This is a genomic window from Tenacibaculum sp. Bg11-29, from assembly GCF_002836595.1.
Classification (GTDB): domain Bacteria; phylum Bacteroidota; class Bacteroidia; order Flavobacteriales; family Flavobacteriaceae; genus Polaribacter.
Genome location: NZ_PJBB01000003.1, coordinates 639633 through 657943 on the forward strand (window position 1 = coordinate 639633; position 18311 = coordinate 657943).

At 30.2% G+C, this 18311-nt stretch carries 13 protein-coding genes; 6 read left to right on the forward strand and 7 right to left on the reverse strand.

Going from position 1 to position 18311, the window contains the following annotated elements; genetic code table 11:
• Positions 1 to 3 precede the first annotated feature (3 nt).
• Positions 4 to 891 (reverse strand): hypothetical protein, encoded by an 888-nt coding sequence (locus CXF68_RS02990; RefSeq protein WP_101042873.1) that lies wholly within the window; start codon positions 889 to 891, stop codon positions 4 to 6.
• A 144-nt stretch (positions 892 to 1035) separates the two neighbouring features.
• Here CXF68_RS02990 and CXF68_RS02995 point away from each other — a divergent pair, with 144 nt between their 5' ends.
• The 6 genes from CXF68_RS02995 to CXF68_RS03020 are packed head-to-tail and all read left to right on the forward strand — an operon-like array spanning position 1036 to position 8028.
• A complete protein-coding gene (locus CXF68_RS02995; RefSeq protein WP_101042875.1) occupies positions 1036 to 2379 on the forward strand; it encodes an NAD(P)/FAD-dependent oxidoreductase in 1344 nt (447 codons plus the stop codon).
• A gap of 4 nt (positions 2380 to 2383) precedes the next feature.
• On the forward strand, positions 2384 to 3988 hold the full coding sequence (locus tag CXF68_RS03000) for a 4Fe-4S dicluster domain-containing protein (RefSeq protein WP_101042877.1): 1605 nt from the start codon (positions 2384 to 2386) through the stop codon (positions 3986 to 3988).
• On the forward strand, positions 3978 to 4454 hold the full coding sequence (locus tag CXF68_RS03005) for a toxin-antitoxin system YwqK family antitoxin (protein ID WP_101042879.1): 477 nt from the start codon (positions 3978 to 3980) through the stop codon (positions 4452 to 4454). The genes CXF68_RS03000 and CXF68_RS03005 overlap by 11 nt, the downstream gene beginning before the upstream one ends.
• Positions 4455 to 5147: a glycosyltransferase family 2 protein gene (locus CXF68_RS03010; protein WP_101042881.1), complete on the forward strand. Its 693-nt coding sequence runs from the start codon at positions 4455 to 4457 to the stop codon at positions 5145 to 5147.
• Entirely contained in the window at positions 5147 to 6637 is a 1491-nt protein-coding gene (locus CXF68_RS03015; RefSeq protein ID WP_101042883.1) for a cellulose synthase family protein, read from the forward strand. Before CXF68_RS03010 ends, CXF68_RS03015 begins: the two co-directional genes overlap by 1 nt.
• On the forward strand, positions 6637 to 8028 hold the full coding sequence (locus tag CXF68_RS03020) for a mannosyltransferase (RefSeq protein WP_101042885.1): 1392 nt from the start codon (positions 6637 to 6639) through the stop codon (positions 8026 to 8028). The genes CXF68_RS03015 and CXF68_RS03020 overlap by 1 nt, the downstream gene beginning before the upstream one ends.
• A 75-nt stretch (positions 8029 to 8103) precedes the next feature.
• Here the strand turns inward: CXF68_RS03020 and CXF68_RS03025 are convergent, their stop codons facing one another.
• From CXF68_RS03025 to sprA, 6 genes are all read right to left on the reverse strand, one after another.
• Positions 8104 to 8685: an acyltransferase gene (locus CXF68_RS03025; RefSeq protein WP_101042887.1), complete on the reverse strand. Its 582-nt coding sequence runs from the start codon at positions 8683 to 8685 to the stop codon at positions 8104 to 8106.
• Between the two features lie 45 nt (positions 8686 to 8730).
• Positions 8731 to 9471 (reverse strand): energy transducer TonB, encoded by a 741-nt coding sequence (locus tag CXF68_RS03030; protein WP_101042888.1) that lies wholly within the window; start codon positions 9469 to 9471, stop codon positions 8731 to 8733.
• Positions 9472 to 9579: 108 nt separating this feature from the next.
• Entirely contained in the window at positions 9580 to 10302 is a 723-nt protein-coding gene (locus CXF68_RS03035; RefSeq protein ID WP_101042890.1) for an energy transducer TonB, read from the reverse strand.
• Between the two features lie 73 nt (positions 10303 to 10375).
• A complete protein-coding gene (locus CXF68_RS03040; protein WP_232771600.1) occupies positions 10376 to 10744 on the reverse strand; it encodes a VanZ family protein in 369 nt (122 codons plus the stop codon).
• Positions 10716 to 11096 carry a glycine cleavage system protein GcvH gene (gcvH, locus tag CXF68_RS03045; RefSeq protein WP_028889909.1) on the reverse strand — a complete coding sequence of 127 codons (381 nt, stop codon included), beginning with the start codon at positions 11094 to 11096 and terminating at the stop codon, positions 10716 to 10718. Before gcvH ends, CXF68_RS03040 begins: the two co-directional genes overlap by 29 nt.
• 33 nt (positions 11097 to 11129) lie before the next feature.
• The gene (gene sprA, locus CXF68_RS03050) at positions 11130 to 18311 is read right to left on the reverse strand and encodes a cell surface protein SprA (RefSeq protein ID WP_232771601.1); all 7182 of its coding nucleotides are present in this window, start codon (positions 18309 to 18311) and stop codon (positions 11130 to 11132) included.

Genomic DNA, 18311 nt, shown 5'->3' on the forward strand with positions numbered 1-18311 from the left:
TTTTTAAAATAATGCACGTACCCCTATACTATAAGTACTACCTAAACCCTGAAAATTATATCCTCTCACAATATTACTATATAAAACTTCTAAGTTTAAAACACTTGTAAGTTGATATTTACCTCCAAAACCAAGAGATGTATTATTCTGTTCAAAATCCCCAAAACGTTGTGAATGTTGTACGAACCCTAAAACAGTAGATTTATCAGAAGGAAAGTAACTCATAAATACTCCTGGAGCTACTAAAAAAGTATTATTTGCAAAACTTTTATCGTCTCCAAAACCATATTCTGTATTTAACTCTGTAAATAGTTGCCAATCTCCACTTTCAAAAGTATAATCATAGAAAAATCTATTTTGTAAAGACCAAGCTGTTTGATCTAAAAAACCATTTGGATTGTTATTTTCATCACCTTTTTTTAATAAAGGTATATGTAGTGATGTTTGAAAAGAAAAGTTTCCTATGCTTTCAAAAGGTTGAATTTTAACCGATGGGGCTATAGAGCTAATTCCTTTTCTATCCGTATTTGTATCATCTAAACTAAATACTGAAAGCACTTGTCTACCACCAAACGTATTAGAACGAAATTCAACAATAGCACCTACATTAAATCTAGCATTATCAGAAACTCCTGTAAAAACTTCTACAGTAGATGTAAAAAAGTTTTGTCTAGCAATTTTACTCGATTTGCTATTATTTTCTCCAGTAGATTTTGTCTGCGTATACAAACCATTAAAAAATTTAATATCCCACTGCCCTTTATTTAATAGTTTAGATGGTGTATATGTTTGAATATTACTTTTTTCTTCTTTTTTCTCTTCTTGAGCAAATCCTTGAGAAAAACTAAATAAAGCCACTGTGGTTATAATATATATAATTCTAGTTTTCATTATTACTTTTTTATAATTGAATAAATTAAGACGTTTTGTTTTTCAGTAGCTTACAAGCCTTTTTCTTATTTAAATTCATTCTAAATTTATTTACACTATTAAGTTCTTAACTTTAACAACGACCTAACTTGCAAATCAATTATTATGGAACACGTTGTTATTATTGGTAATGGAATTTCTGGTGTTACAGCCGCAAGACATATTCGTAAACTCTCTGACAAAAGAATAACGATAATATCTACAGAAACTGATTACTTCTTTTCTAGAACTGCTTTAATGTATGTGTATATGGGACACATGAAATTTGAACATACGCAACCTTATGAACCTTGGTTTTGGAAAAAAAACAACATTGAACTTAAAAAAGGTTTTGTTATCAACATAAACACTTCTAGTAAAGAGCTTGAATTTAGCAACGGTGAAAAATTTTCTTTTGATAAATTAATAATTGCTACAGGGTCTAAACCTAATAAATTTGGTTGGCCAGGGCAAGATTTAAACGGAGTTATGGGCATGTATCATAAACAAGATTTAGAAAACCTTGAAAAATACGCTCCTAACAATAAAGTATGTAAACGAGCTGTAATTATTGGTGGTGGTTTAATAGGAATTGAACTTGCTGAAATGTTACATAGCAGAAATATTCCTGTTACTTTTTTAGTACGTGAAAAGAGTTTTTGGAATGGTGTTCTGCCTGCTCAAGAATCAGCAATGATTAATAAAGAAATTTTAAATAATCATATTGATTTACGATTAGGAGCTAATTTAAAAGAAATTAAATCTGATGAAAACGGACAAGTAAAATCAATTATTATTGCTGAAACTGGTGAAGAAATTAAGTGTAATGTTGTTGGATTAACCGCTGGAGTTTCTCCTAATGTTAATTTTGTAAAAGAGTCTGGTATCGAGTTAGGAAGAGGTGTAAAAGTTAATCATTTCCTGGAGACTAATATTAAAGATATTTATGCAATTGGTGATTGTGCAGAACAGCACGAACCTATTGATCAACGCCGTCCGATAGAGGCAGTTTGGTACACAGGTAGAATGATGGGCGAAACATTAGCGCAAACTATTTGCGGCAATAAAACAGCATATAAACCTGGGCATTGGTTTAACTCTGCTAAATTTATGGATATAGAATATCAAACCTACGGTTGGGTATGGGCACAACCTAAAGAAAACGAAGCTCGTTTTTATTGGGAACACGAAAGTGGTAAAAAGTGTATTCACATTAATTATGACAAAAACACTCATGAGTTTATCGGTATAAATAACTTCGGAATTAGAATGCGTCATGAGTTTTTTGATAAAATTCTAACAGAGAAACGTTCTGTAGAATACGTTTTAGAACATTTGGCTGATGCTAATTTTGATCCTGAATTTTTTAAACTTCACGAGAAAGAAATTGTATCGAAATTCAACAAAGAAAACAACACAACGATTCAGTTAAAAAAGAAAAGTTGGAAACGAATTTTTAATAAAGCATAATAAAATGAAAACAATTAAAAACATAGGTTTAACAATATGCTTTATTGGATTTGCTATTTTTACAGCAAGCATATTTATAGGTACAAATAATGTTTCTCAAGAAACTTTTAATACTTGGACTAAACAAAAAGTAAAAAGTGAATTTTTCATAGAGAAAGCACAATCAGAAATTGTAAATAAAGAATTAAGCGCTTTTGAATTATCAAGTAAAATTGTTGAAATAGTAAAAGCTTCAAATGAGTTTCATAAAAGTCAAAAAGAAATTGCTTGGGATAAAATTATTTACTTAAAATGGAATAAAACTTCTAAAGATTTTATTTACCCGTTAACAAGAGCTTCTGTAACTGGTTGGCCTCAACAAAATCAATGGTTATTTTTCTTATTAACTTTCGGATTGGCTATTTTAGGAGGATCAATCGCATTTGCTTCTGATTATAAATTATTAGGTCCCGCAGGTATAAAAAACAATGGGATCTTTCAACATTCTGCTACTAATAGAGGTTATTTAGGGATTTTTGCATTTATCTTTTTTGTTGGATTTTATATGTTCTTATACTTCTTTCCAAACTATTTAGTAAATCCAATTTTATCGGTAAATCCAATTAGCAAAGGAATGAGCGGTAATGAATCTAGTCAATGGTTTTTATATGGATTCATGTATTGTTCGGTAATGAGTGTTTTTGCAATAAGAATGTTTATTAAATACCGTCATAACAATTATCAAATTCTTAGAACAGCGGTTGTTTTATTTTTTCAAATAGCATTCGCCTTTGTAATTCCAGAAATATTAGTAGCCTTTAATCAACCTTGGTTCGATTTTAAAAATGCATTTCCATTAAACTATTCTTTCTTTTTCGATTGGAATATTAACAATCTATTAGCTAGTGGAAACATGGGAATATTCATGTTAGTTTGGGGTATTTTATTAACCTTGGTTATTGTACCTGTAATGGTATATTTCTACGGAAAAAGATGGTATTGTTCTTGGGTTTGTGGTTGTGGTGGATTAGCTGAAACATTAGGAGATCCATACAGACAATTATCAAGTAAGTCTTTATTTTCTTGGAAAGTTGAACGTTGGTTAATTCATGGAGTATTAGTTTTCGCACTAGGAATGACAGCTTTAACATTATATACCTATTTTGCAGAAATAGAAAGTTGGAAAGAAATTGCCTTCGGTATTTCTGCTTATGATATACAAACGTCTTATGGTTTCTTCATTGGTTCAATTTTTTCTGGTGTTATTGGTACAGGTTTTTATCCAATCTTAGGAAATAGAGTTTGGTGTCGTTTTGGATGTCCGTTAGCTGCATACATGGGATTTGTACAACGTTTTAAATCTCGATTTAGAATAACAACTAATGGAGGTCAATGTATTTCTTGTGGAAATTGTTCTACGTATTGTGAACAAGGTATCGATGTACGTTCATATGCACAAAAAGGAGAAAATATTGTACGTTCTAGTTGTGTTGGTTGTGGTATTTGTTCAGCAGTGTGTCCAAGGGGGGTTTTAAAATTAGAAAACGGGCCTGAAAAAGGAAGAATAAACCCTACAGATGTATTATTAGGAAATGATGTTAATTTAATGGAGCTAGTAAATGAGAAATAGGCTACTTTTATTTCTGTTTTTTATATCCTTTGTGGTTTCCTCACAAAAAAGATATCAAAAAGAATATTATGAAAACAATAGTTTAAAAACAGAAGGTTGGCTAGAAGGTGAGCTAAAAACTGATTATTGGAAATTTTATTACAGAAATGGTCAATTAAAAAAAGAAGGCAACTATAAAAAGAATCTCTCAATAAAATATTGGTATTTTTACCGCAAAAACGGAACTCTAGAAAAAGAAGGCCATTTCGTTGATGGGAAAAAAAATAAATGGTGGTTGTTTTATAATAACGAAGGATATGTATATCATAAGTGCCAGTTAAAGAACAATAAGAAAAACGGGTATTGTTTACGTTACAATCAACAAAAATTGGTTAAAGCTGAAAAATATCAACAAGGAAAAAAAATAAAAGAATGGACAGATTTAGCTTCTTTTAAAAAAGAAAATAGCCTGTCCGATTTAAGATAAATGAATCAATCAATTAAAGTAATAATTCCTGCTTATAATGAGCAAGATTCAATAGCTAATGTAATTAACGATATTCCATTAATTGTTAATGAAATAATTGTTATTAGTAACAATTCTACTGATGCCACAGAAAAAAACGCAAAAAATGCAGGAGCAACTGTATTAAAAGAACCTAGAAAAGGATACGGCTATGCTTGTTTAAAAGGAATGGAATATATTGCTTCTCTTAAAGAAAAACCAAATATTGTGGTATTTTTAGATGGTGATTATTCTGATTATCCAGAACAGTTAACCGAATTGGTTACCCCTATTATAAATGATAACATCGACTTTGTAATTGGTAGCCGTGTAAAAGAATTAAGAGAACAAGGCGCTATGACTCCGCAACAAATATTCGGAAACTGGCTCGCAACTTTCTTAATGACCCTCTTTTTTGGCGCTAAATTCACTGATTTAGGTCCTTTTAGAGCTATAAAATATGACAAATTATTAGCCCTTAATATGGAAGATAAAACGTACGGTTGGACTGTGGAAATGCAATTAAAAGCTTTGAAACAGAAGTTTTCATATATAGAGATCCCTATGAAATACCGAAACAGAATTGGTGTATCAAAAGTTTCAGGAACCGTAAAAGGTAGTATATTTGCCGGCATTAAAATATTAACTTGGATATTTAAATACAGCTTTAAATAATGGCTTTACAATATATTATAATTACGATTTACACTATATCTTTAGTGCTTATTTTCATGTACGCTTTAGCACAATTAAATTTACTCTTTAATTATTTAAAAGCTCGAAAACAAAAAGACAATTCAATTAAATTTGACTTATCTAACCCTAAAGAAGTTCCATATATAACCATTCAACTTCCTGTATTTAATGAACTTTATGTAATGGATCGTTTATTAAATAATATTGTAAAGCTTGAATACCCTAGAGAAAAACTTCAAATTCAGGTTTTAGATGACTCTACAGATGAATCAGTAATATCTACAAATAAACACATAAAGGAACTTCAAAAAACAGGATTGGATATCACGCATATTTGTAGAGAAAATCGTCAAGGTTTTAAAGCTGGTGCTTTAAAAGAAGGTTTAAAAATAGCCAAAGGAGAATTTATTGCTATTTTTGATGCTGATTTTTTACCTCAAGAAGATTGGTTATTAAAAACCGTTCCATATTTTAAAGATCCAGAAATTGGAGTTGTACAAACTCGTTGGGGACATATCAACAGAAATTATTCAACTTTAACTAAAATTCAAGCATTTGCATTAGACGCTCATTTTACATTAGAACAAGTTGGTCGAAACAGTAAAGGTCATTTTATTAACTTTAATGGAACAGCTGGTTTATGGCGTAAGGAATGTATTTATGATGCAGGAAATTGGGAAGGAGACACACTTACCGAAGATTTAGATTTAAGTTATAGAGCTCAGTTAAAAAATTGGAAATTCAAGTATTTAGAAGACGTTGAAACCCCTGCAGAGTTACCAGTAGTTATTAGCGCTGCGCGTTCTCAGCAATTTCGATGGAATAAAGGTGGTGCTGAAAATTTTCAAAAAATGGCAAAAAGAGTAGTTTCTAGTAAAAACTTATCTTTTAAATCTAAAATTCACGGTTTATTACATTTATTAAATAGCTCAATGTTTTTAAATGTCTTTTTAGTTGGCGTATTAAGTATCCCTATGTTGTATATCAAAAATGAATATGCACATTTAAAGCCTTATTTTTATATGATGAGCTTTTTTGTAATTAGCTCTTTAATTTTCTTTATTTGTTACTGGCATATGTATAAAAAGACTTATGGTGGTGGAATTAAAAACTTCTTTAGTTATATAGGCGTATTTTTCACTTTCTTTTCTATCGCAATGGGATTTTCTTTACATAATTCAATTGCTGTTTTAGAAGGTCATTTTGGTAAAAAAAGTGAATTTGTTCGCACTCCTAAGTTTAATATTACAACAATTAAAGATGGTTGGAAAAACAATAAATATATTAGCAAAAACATTTCTTTACATGTTATCATTGAAGGACTTTTAGCTATATATTTTGCTTTTGGTATGTATAGCGCATTTATTGTAGGTGATCAAGGAGGTGATTTTGGTTTATTTCCATTTCATTTAATGCTTTTTATTGGATTTGGGTATGTATTTTTTAAATCTATTTTTTCAAAAGCCTAATGTCTTTTTCAAGAAAACACAGTTCTATTACACTAGCCTTAGTTAGTATATTACTTTATTTTGTTTTCGCCTATTTTTTGGAACGTACAGCATTTTATAAATTGCTTTTTTTGTGGATTGGATTATTTACCACGTCTTATTTTTTATATCAATACAAAAAAGATGATTTTTATTTTTTAGCAAGTATTAGTGTATTGTTTAGACTGGTTTTTCTTTTTTCTATTCCAAATTTATCACAAGATTTTTATCGTTTTATTTGGGACGGAAGAATGATTTTAGAAGGTCTTAATCCATATTTATCTTTACCTGAAACCTTTATAGAGCAAAACAACTTACCTATACCACAAGCTAGGGAATTATATGAAGGAATGGGGCAAATGAATGGAAGTCATTTCACCAATTACCCTCCTTTAAATCAGTTGTGCTTCTTAATAGCAGCCATTTTTTCGAACAAAAGTATTATTGGGAATGTAATAACAATGAGAGTTATTATCATCTTGGCCGATGTTGGTATTCTTTACTTCGGTAAGAAACTTTTAGAAAAATTGAGGTTACCTGTTTATAATATATTTTTTTACGCCTTAAATCCTTTTATTATTATAGAAATGACTGGTAATTTGCATTTCGAACCTGTAATGCTATTCTTCTTTGTTTGGTGTTTGTATAAATTACAACAAAAAAAATGGATTTGGTCAGCGATTTTATTAGCTTGTTCTATTTCTGTAAAATTAATTCCTTTACTTTTTTTGCCTTTATTTTTTCAATGGTTTATAAAAAATGATTTAAAAGATTCAGCTAATAGTTATTCATTAAAATTAAGAACAACAAAACTTGTAAGTTTTTATATAATTATCTTTATAACTATTATCTTTTTATTTTCACCTTTTTACTCTACACGATTAGTCTCAAATTATATTAATTCTGTTGGTCTTTGGTTTAAAAATTTCGAATTTAATGCTAGCTTTTATTATGTAGCTAGAGAAATTGGCTATTTATTTAGAGGTTATAATGAGATAGCTATAATCGGTAAAATAACACCTCTCATAACCATTGTTTTTTTAATAGTTATTACTTTTTTCAGAAAGAACAGGTCTTCAATACAACTAATAACAGCCATGTTGTTTGGCTTATCTTTTTACTACTTTACAAGTTCAACAATGCATCCATGGTATATTGCTACACTACTAATTTTATCTGTTTTTACTAAATATCGATTTCCTATAATTTGGAGTTTGGTTGTGATTTTAAGTTATCAAGCGTATTCAAACCAACCCTGGAAAGAGAACTTATGGTTTATCATATTAGAATATAGTATCGTGTATAGCTTTCTAATATGGGAATTATTCATAAAAAAACCCATTCAAAAAATTGAATGGGAAAAATTGCTATGAAAAAGAAGTGGTTTTGCAACCACATTCCAAATATAGAGAATCTTTTCTTTCTTTCAAAATAAAAAGATTGTAAACTTAGACTTTAGAAACCTTATTATTTGTAATCATATATTTATCGTTACTTTCAATACAAATTGCCTCTCCATTTTTATCAAAATTTAAACGGTGACCATATTCACTAACCCAACCTATTTGTTTCGAAGGGTTACCAACTACTAATGCATACGGTAGCACTTCTTTAGTAACTACTGCTCCCGCACCAACAAATGCGTATTCTCCAATCTCATTACCACACACAATTGTTGCATTAGCACCTATACTTGCTCCTTTTTTAACAATTGTTTTTAAATATTGATCTTGTCTTTTTATGGCACTTCTTGGATTTATAACGTTCGTAAAGACCATTGATGGCCCTAAAAAAACATCATCATCACAAATAACACCAGTGTAAATAGATACATTATTCTGAACTTTAACATTATTACCCAAAACCACTTTAGGTGAAATAACTACATTTTGACCTATAGTACAATTATTTCCTATAGTACAATTAGGCATTACATGGCTAAAGTGCCAAATCTTAGTACCTAAACCAATAGTACAATCATCATCAATTACTGTTGTTTCGTGTGCAAAAAAAAGTTTTTGTGTATCCATAAAACAAAAATAAAAAACTCAACTTAAATAGTTGAGTTTTTAAATTTATTCTACTTTAAAAGTAATTGGCAAAGTATATTTAACTTTTACAGGTTTGTTATTCTGCTTACCTGGTATAAATTTGGGTATTTTGCTTACCACTTTATTGGTTTCTTTTGTTAACCTTTTATGAGGTGCTCTTATTTTCACATCAGATATTACTCCTGATTTATTTATTATAAATTGTGTGAAAATTTTATACTTACCCGATCTTAACCCTAAATCTTGCGCAATTTCAGCATCGAAATACCTTTGTACATGTTTTTTAATTTTTTTCTCAAAACATTTTCTATTATCTTCTTCTGATAATCCTTCACATCCTTTAAAAACGGGTCTATTTTGAACGTTATTTATAGATACTGGTCCTTCTATTGGTTTAATAGATTTTGGTGTTTCTTTCTTCTCCCCAGTTGTAATTGTTGGTGCTTCATTAATTCGTAAATCAATTACAGGCGCTGGAGTCGTTTCTGGTTTTTTTTCAATTACTGGAAGAACAAAAATTTTAACTGGTTCCCTTTTTATTGGTTTCTTTACGTCTGTTTTAACTTTTTCAATGATAATATCTGGTGAAAAGTCAAAAACAGTTTCTATTTCTCTACCTGAATCATCATAAAATTGTGCTGTTTTTTCAGTTTCATGTTCAAGCGAAACAAAAACAATAAATAATACAAGTACTAAACCTAATTGGGTAAAAATTGATGAAAATTTTTCTAATTGTTTTCTAGGATTCTTTTTTTGTGATTTCATAGTTATTAATTTTAATGTTAATACTATGTTAAAGACAAGAAGTGTGCCAATAAAAAAAGCAACCCTAAATAGGATTGCTTTTTTTATATTTTATATTGTAGTTATTTATTACTCAACATTAAAAGTAATAGGTAAAGTATAACCAACTCTTACAGCTCTACCTCTTTGTCTACCTGGTTTCATTTTTGGTATCTTTCTAGCTACACGCATTGCCTCTTTTTTTAATCTCGGGTGAGGTGCTCTTGCATTTACATTCGTAATAGATCCATCTTTGTCAATTTTAAATTGAACATAGATTCTTTTCTTACCTGGAGCTAAACCTAATTCATTTGCCAGTTCAGCATCAAAATAACGTTGTACGTGCTTTTGTAACTTTTTATTTAAACAAGCTTTCTTTTGTGCTTTTGTTCCTTTACATCCAGGGAAAATAGGTACTTCTTCAATAATTGAAAAAGGTACATCTTCAACCATTTCTTCTTCTTCCTCAACCTCAACAATTTCTTCAACTTCTACAGCTTCAGATTCATCAGTTTCAGTAGTTTCTATAACTGTCTCTTCAACTTCTTTTTCATCCTCAACAATCTCAATCTTTTCAGGAGCTGGTGGTGGTGGTGTATTTGGTTTCGGCTTTGGTGGTTCAATTTGAAGTTCAATTGTTTCTTCTTCAATTTCTGAAGCCATGTTAGCAGAACCTAAATCTCCATATGTTTTATCATATGTTTTATTTTCTATTGCAATATATGTTACAAATAAAGCTAAAACCAAACCTAACTGCATAAACAGTTTACTATAATTCTCTAAGTTTGATTTTGGATTTTTCTTAATTTCCATCCTAAATGTTTTTATAATAGTTCGCTAATTTAATTAAATTATTTTAACTTTTACAAGCTAATCCTTTAAATAACTACATTTTTCTTAAAAAAAGAAAGTAAATGATATAAGCTATTAAAATACCCGTCGTATTTGCTGCAATATCTAAAATATCTCCAGATCGATATGATGTTGCTGTAACTTGAAGAGTCTCAATAATTATGCCGTAAAAAAAACAACAAAACACAACAATAAGTTTATTGATTTTTGTTGTTCTAAAGACTAATAACCAAAAAAAACTTAAAACAAAATAAGCAAGAGCATGCTCATATTTATCTAAATTTTTTATTTGAATTGGTTGAGAACCTATCTTTATTAAACTAAGAATTGCAATACTGATGGTAATTAGTATTGCAATTGCTTTAATTTTTATATTATCCTTTAATAAGTTCTTGATACGCATCAGCACTTAATAAATCTGCAGTTTGTGAATCATCAGATAATTTAATTTTTATCATCCAACCATTACCATAAGGATCAGAATTTACTAATTCTGGTTCATCTTCTAATGCTTCATTAAATTCAACTACTTCTCCTGATAAAGGCATAAAAAGATCTGAAACAGTTTTAACCGCTTCTACTGATCCGAAAACCTCTTCAATATCTAAAGTATCATCTAAAGTATCAACATCTACATACACGATGTCACCTAACTCACCTTGTGCAAAATCAGTAATACCAATTGTAGCAACACCTTCTTCGATCTTTACCCACTCGTGGTCTTTTGTATATTTTAATTCTGATGGAATGTTCATTGTACTATTTTATTTAATTTTAATTTGTTTGTTTTAATTTCCTAGGTTATATATTAAATTAATACCTGCATTAATTGATTGTCTTGGAAAAGTTGTTGAAACAGCATATTGAAACGTTTGATGATTATAATAAAACGATGCTGTTAAATTACTACTTAAATTATAATCGGCGATCAATTTAAACCCGAATAATTTCTCTCCTCCTGTTATTTGACTATTTTGTTCATCAACACTTCTTATTAAAGTTAGATTATCTCTTAAAGAAATATCTGCTCTTAGATTAATGTCTCCTTTTAAGGTTTCTTTTTTTCCTGTAAATCGGGTTACAAATTTAACATCTTTAATTTTATATCCAAATCCTACAACATATTCTGTTCCTTTTATATCTGTTAAGGTATTATTATTAAAGTTTAATGTTAAACTTCTATCTCGCCTTATTTCACCTTTAAAAGAAAATGAACTTTTCATTCTAAAATCAACTTTTACCAATGGAGAAAACTCATCAATTAAAGTTGCCGACGAAAGTAATAGTTCTGATTGATAATTCCCAGAATTATTTGTCTTTGGTGGATTTCCTACAGATATTGGTGAATTTGAGTCAACTCCGCCATATTGCAAATTATTAGTATAATTACCTATTGTATAAGATGACTTATAGCCATGGGACAGTGTAAATGCTGAAAAATTCTTTTTAAACCACTTAAATTTCATAAAACCATTATAACGTAATGTCCAATTTGGGATTGGAATGTTTTTAAAAATACCTGTGCTTACCGAATTTGCATTCTTTCCTGAATATGCAGCTATAAATGCAGGTAACATAGCTTGTTGTCCTGAAGTTTGATATCCTGATGTTGGGGTATTAGCTACTCCTAATGAAGTCGCCAACCTATCAGCTACTATACTTCTGTTTTGTAAAAAGTTTTGGTATAAAACTTCACTATCTGTAAAAATAGTACCTAACATAAAGTGACTAATACTATAATTACCTGTTTCAAATGCTTTTATATTTGGGTCTTGATGAAAACCTCCACTTCCATCAGAAATTACATCTAGTTGTTGGTTTAGATTACTTGTTTGAATTCTATTACCTCTTAAATTAATTGTTAAGCTCTTAAATGGTTTAACAGCAATATTATAATCTAGCTTTTTATATCTTGTTTTTCCATAATTCTTATTATAATAAGGTTGTTTATCGTCTGTTTGACTTGTTCTTGTTACCAACCATCCATTTTCAATAGCTGTATTTAAAATATCTGTTTGACTTCCAAATACAAACCCTAGCGTAGGTGCAGAGCCTCCTCCATAATTATTTCTTCCCAAGAAGCCTACCGATGGTTTATATCCTTCTAATAAAGTTCCATTGTTTTGAGAGTAACTAATTTTTGCTCTTTTTACTGAGGTTAGCACATCATACATCCCTTTCATTACTTTGTGTGCAAAAGAAGCATTCTTTTTTAATTTTGGCTTTTTTGCAGCTACTTGTGCTCCTAATGTTGCCGCTCCTTTTTTCGTTGGTTTTTTTCTAGCTCCTTTTAATAATAATTTATCAAGTCGTAAAGTCTTATAAAAACGTCCAAAGTCAATGTTTGTATTTAAATTATGTGTATTTGCATTCTGAACCATGTTACCAACAACTTCCTGAAAATCAATAACGGTAACTTCTCCTGTACTTGCATCTGTATTTTCAATGACACTTTGTGATCCTGATTTCCAATTAAAATCTGCAGTATACCCATAATCAGCATTTATAAAGCTTAAATAAGGTAACTTATTAATTGGCAATTTATAAGTTGCATTTAATTTTTGGTTATAGTTATCTGGTCTACCGATATTAAAAAACTGATCATAAATTTCTAAATCTTCGTCAGCTCCAAAACCATCATAAATATAATTATTCGTAGCATTAAAGTTTAATTGTAACGATTTTGTTAAATCAAAACCAATAGTATAATCCCAATTAAACATAAATCTACGTTGAATTAGCTCTGGTTGTGCTGGTAACGGATTAACAGGATCAACAATTAAATTTCTTGATTGTTGCGAGTTATAATTTCTATTAATCTTAGAATTAAGTGCTATTGTTTTAGGTACAGGATTAAAGTTTAAATCTTTTATAAATTTATAAAATTTACCCTTAAGTTTTTTCGACTTTTTAAAGGGTTCGATAACAAAAGGCTTAAAGCTAAAACTATAACTAGCTCCTGCCATTACATTTTTATTCTCAAACTTTTCAATATTATAATCTTTATGAAACTCTTCATTATGTGCATAAGAAACTGATAGATTTTCTACATCGTAAAATTTAGGTTTCTTCTTACTTTCTGGGTTTTTATTCTTTTTTACGTTTATAAAACTTATACTTTTTCTACGTGTATAATCTTGTGCATTTTTACTGTTTGGGTTTTTATCTAAAGCATCTTCTAATGCTATATCCTGAAACTGTGGGTCATATTTAGGATCTCTAAATTCTTCTCCATAACTATAACTCATAGGCACTTGCATACCCCATTTTTTAGGCATCATTTTACCTAATTGAATATTCGTAGCAACACTATATTGTTTTATTTCTTCAATACTTCTTTGTTGTACTCGATCTTCTACATTACCAAAACCAATGGTAGACATTCTACCTGCTAAAGAAACATCCATTACATCTGCAAGGTTTGCATCCGCATTTAAAACGGCAGCCCACCCCCCTTTATTATCAAAACCTACGGCACGCAATTCATTAAACCAAACTTCAATATTTTTTGATCCAGTTGATGTATTTTTAACACCTAACATTACTGTTCTTATTTGTGCCAATGTTGGATTTCCTTTTACATAAATTTTCAACCCGTTGGAACTTGTTCCTGAAAATATATCTGTAATGCTTGTTCCTGCTCCTGTTGGTCTTTCAATTTTTAAATTTGCTAGCTCTTGTAAAGGGACTACCAAATTATTTTCCGTTGGCCAAACACCTGTTGGTGTAGTAGATCCATTAGAAGGAGATAATTTTAATGGTTTATGAATTTCGTAGTAATTATCATTTAAATCAGTACCTAAACGAACAACCGCTACTGTTTCATCATTTTGTGTAGTAGAACTCGTAGGTGCTTCGGCATGTAAAAACATACGTAAATTCTTATACCTACGCATATCTATACTTATATTTTTATAAATAGTTCTTTGTTCATCTGCTGGTAAATCAGTTACTTTTAAAGTTACTGATTGCTCATTCTGTCGCTGAATTCTGTTTGTACCTTGTAACTGTTCTCTTTCAATTCCTGGAGGAAGCTGATATTTATCTGAATTTTGCTCGATACTAACAACCCCAACTTCAAACTTATTAAGTTCTGCATTATCCAAACTAACAGGAACCCCTACATTTGGAAATGTCTTTGTATATCTACGCCAATCTCCTCTCACTAACTCTAACTCACCAAATCGTAAAACTACTGGCATTTTAAATTGTGAAAGAAACATTCGTATAAAACGGATACTATTAAAATCTGTAATTCCATTAATTGCGTTAGCTCCATTTCTAACAGGAATTCTAAACTGATACCAAGTAGCATTTCTTGAGGTTCCGTCTACTAATGTAACTTGTTCTGTTTTTATATCGATAATATGATTTTGCCCAAGTTGTAAATCACTCTTATTTAATGAAACTTCGTATTCGAAATAACTATTAACAGGATTCATTGTTTGATCCTTATTAATATCTTCAGTATCTGGATATGCAGTTGAAGAGGTTGGATATGATTCACCTGATTGACTTGCTGTTGGCGAGTTCCCTTGTGTACCATTAAAATTTTTATAACGCGATAAAACTGATGGACTTGATGCTTCTATTGCACCTCCTCTAAAATATTGAAAATTATCTCCTGCAGGATCTTCTGATGAAGCAAATGCTGGGTATTTAATTTTTTCTTCTTCATCTGATAAACCATCTAAACCAATATCTTGGTTTTCTCTAGCTTCATTACTTGAATCGAAAGCATATAATATTGATGGGTTAATTGGTATATTACCCCAAGCTGTGGCATTTACATTTGTTCCGTCAATTTTATTTCCATCAATAGGTAATCCATTTTCATACTGCTTTCTTCCATCTTTTAAAATATCTTCAGAAACATTACCTAAATTAATAAATAACTTCCCTACTTGATTACTTGGGTCTTTAGCATTCACTCCAACAGGCATTCCTTCTGCTTGATTAATAGAATGATTTTCGTAAGGATCCATTAACCAAAATTGAATATATTCTACATTGGCTTGCTCAAAATTATTCGTTGTTAATGGTCGCATAATTCCTCCCCAACGCTCTTCAGGAGTTACAGAACTAGCATTCGCATTATAATTATACGGGCCTTTTTCAGCTGGATAGTATGCTAAATCTAGCGTCCGTACTAAATTCTGTTGTGTAATATCTAAATCGGTATTTGGAAATAACTCATTATATCGAATTTGACGAACCTCATCTCTTGATAATTCCGTTTCATCAATATTACTAGGTCTATTACCACTACCATAAAACAACTGGTCTACATTATACCATGCAATTTTACCTCTTTTATAATTATATGATAAATCACCTGTACCACCATCGAAACCTTGTGATTCGGGCGTACTTGCTAAAAACCATTGTTGTGGTGAATTTAAGTTAATTGGTATTTGGGATGCTTCAAAATCATCTAAATATGATGTTGCAGTTCCATCTACATTAATTCCACTAGGCGATCCTGGTAATAAATATGCCATATCTGCTCTAACGGATACATTTGAAGGTGCATCTGTTTCTACAAATGGTAATCTATTTGCCAATTTTGTTAAATATGGTACTTCTGCTGAATAATCTAAATTTAAACCTAACATCGTATTATCTATAGGCTCTCCTCCAAAATTAACTTTTGGTGTAATCGGTTTTTCACTTACATTTAAATAGGTTCCTCCTAAAATAAATTTATCTGAAAAACGATGTTCTACATCAATACCAATAAATGTTTTTCTTTGTTGGCTAAATAAAGTATTACTTTCTGTTGTTGCATTTATTGGAATTCCAGAAGCTTCTAATCCTGGGTCTAAAATTTGTACTCTTCCTAACTGATAATCTACTACATAATCAACTCCTTCAACCAATTGTCGTCCTCCAGCTGTAACTTTAACAGAACCTCTAGGTATATTAAAGCCTCCTAACGATATACCTCTACTTGATTCTGATTTAAAATATCCTTTTAAAAAGAATTTATCTTTATTCTGATATTCATTTTTTGCTTGAATTTTCGTTGTTAAATATAATTCTTCGAATAAATATTTTTCTTGATCTACAGCATCAGTAAGTTCTCCTTTTAAATCATCTCCAAATGGCTCTGGTTCAGGAAACAGTACATATCCCCTCTCTGAGTTAACTGTTATTCCATCTACATAATCAAAAAAACCATCTCCGTTAGGAACTGTGTACTGACTTTGATCTAGTTTATCTAAATTTAAAATACGTAATAATGGCTTATCTCTAATCCCTGAAGTTAAAGCTTTTTGTAAAGTATTTTGTAAAGTTCCTGTTTCATCATCACGGTATAATAATTCAAATCGAAAACCTTCTCGTTGTAGAGGAAAAGCACCTAATGCATATACATTTTTCATCATTAACCGCCAAGTAGGAAATGCTTCTCCAAGACTTGTAGTTGTAGATGTACCTGGTCGTACCGTATTTAAAATTTCACTACGTAATAATTTTACTACTAAATTACCTGGCGCAACAATATCATTAGAAAATTCTCCTACTTTAAATACTGTCTCTCCGTTTGAAGTACCAACAACCGTATATTCATAGGCAACTGCCAAAACCTCACCATCATTCAATCGTCTGTTCAAAGAAACAAAACCTAATTGAGGGTGCATTCTAAATTCATTAGGCTGCAACTTACGCGCATTTTGTAAATACGAATAATTAAACCCTTGTTTTGGAGTAATTCCTAAAGATGTAATAGCATTATCTATTGTAGCAACATCTCTAATACCTCCTGATATAGTACTTAATAATGGGTTTAAATTATTAACTCCGTTATAGGGTAATATTTTAGATCCTACTGAAATTGCTCCAGGAATTGCATTAATTTCTGCAGAATTCACCTCATTAGCATCACTAGATTCTCCTAAATCGGCAAGACCAACAATACTACGATAATCTGTTACATTTTGATTTCTATTTGTAATCCAAACTTCTACTCTTGTAATATTTATAGAACTACTTACTAATGGGTAGTTTGCAAGCGCTTTTTTATAATTCTCTCTAAAATATTGTCCTAAAAAAAAGTGTCTATCATTATCGTAATCAGAAGCTCTTAACTCAAAAGGTTCAATTGTAGCTCCTCCTTCAGAAACAACTGTTTTAGACTGTGAGTTTTGTTGTGAAAATGCTGCTGTTATATATGTTTTACCAAATTGCAATTCTGTTTTTACACCAAACAATGCCTGCGCTCCATTAATTAATGAGTTTTTAATTGGCATACTAATGTTACCTGCCTCAATGTTTCTTATAATATCATCATCTGTTGGTGTATATTCTAGTTTAATGATGTTCTGAAAATCGAATGTAGATTGGGTATCGTAATTTGTTGTTACTTTTAACCTTTTCCCTACTTTTGCTTGTAAACTGGCACTTATTTGTTGGTCGAAATCAAACGTAAAACTACTTTGATTTTCAATAGAAATTTGAGGATTTTCATTTTTCTGATAAATTCCTCCTAATTTTATATTTACTTGTCCAGTAGGATTTACATCAACGGTGTTTCCACCAAAAATAGATTCAAAAAACTTAGAGTTTACATAATATTTTGGCAGTAAATTTTTTCTTGCTTTTTTAGTTCCTTTTTTCTTAGAATTTGTTGCATCAATTTTTTCTTTAAAATAAGTTTTTACATCATTCTTTAATCGATACGTCTTATATTCTTCCGGAGTAAAATAAATAGGAGTACCAATGTGGTAATTACCTATTTTCTCTACCAAAACAAATTTATTTATTGCTTTATCGTACGTTATAATTTTTTCAGACGGATTACTTAAAAAAAGACTTCCTTTCTGAGTATTACTAAAATTATATTTAAGAGGTATAACAGTATCTTTTTTTACTGCTCCTTTACTATTTCCCGAAGTGCTTTGTGAAAACGAAACAACACTTAACAATAAAGCAAGTGTTGTAAGTAATCTATTAATAATTGTCTTTTTCAA